The organism is Synechococcus sp. R8-2 (genome assembly GCF_047461715.1).
GTDB lineage: Bacteria > Cyanobacteriota > Cyanobacteriia > Thermostichales > Thermostichaceae > Thermostichus.
The window spans coordinates 1-832 of sequence record NZ_JANSHQ010000553.1 but is presented as its reverse complement, the minus strand read 5'-3'; the positions used below and the strand labels follow the sequence as shown (position 1 = coordinate 832).

General features: G+C 59.5%; 1 protein-coding gene. It reads left to right on the top strand.

Annotation, left to right across the window (positions count from 1 at the left end):
- Window positions 1–289: 289 nt before the first annotated feature.
- Window positions 290–832: ABC transporter ATP-binding protein (locus NW819_RS12360; protein ID WP_414413924.1), on the top strand; the 543-nt coding region annotated here is incomplete at its 3' end.

Below are 832 nucleotides of genomic sequence, written 5' to 3'. Positions count from 1 at the left end.
AAGCCCGCACCCTGCGCATAGCACGGGTGTCGGGTAGTTTACTGTCTTCGATGACCGGGCCCTCGGGGATCCCACATCTCCTGAAGCTGAACATGGGGGGACCTCACCGGCCCACAAAGTATCTGGCAACACAGCTGGCTGCCCCTCTCTCTGATGTAGTGGGGATGGGGTTGGCCATACCAATCGAGATAAACCGGCCTGCAACCCTCATTGCTCCCGCCATCATCTGTCTGGATCAGGGGGATCAGCCCTCACTTGGGCCACTATGAAAATCATTGGAGTTGAGTCAATGTTGGAGTCGCAGAGGGTGGTTCAAAGTGGGTTATCTTCCCCCGCTGTTTCGGGCAAGCCCGTTCTGGAGTTGCGCCACGTCTCGCTGCAGTACCCCGGCAAGGGATCCCCGGTCACGATCATCCGCGACGTCAGCTTTTCTGTTGCCCACTCGGAGTTTGTCTCCATTGTTGGGCCGAGCGGCTGTGGCAAAACCTCGCTGCTGAAGATGGTCTCCGGCCTGAACACCAACTACAGCGGCACCCTCTACTTCCAGTCGCAGCCCATCGCCGGCCCCCTGAAGAGTGTGGGCATGGCTTTCCAAAACCCGGTGCTGCTACCCTGGCGCACGACCTTACAGAACGTGTTGCTGCCGTTGGAGGTGGTGGAGCCTTACAAGCGTACCTTCAAGCAAAACCTGGCCCAGCACGAGAAGTCGGCGCTGGAGCTGCTGGCCACCGTGGGCTTGGAGGGTTTTCAGAAAGCCTATCCTTGGCAGCTTTCCGGGGGAATGCGGCAGCGGGCTTCCTTGTGCCGCGCTTTGATCCATCAGCCGGAGCTG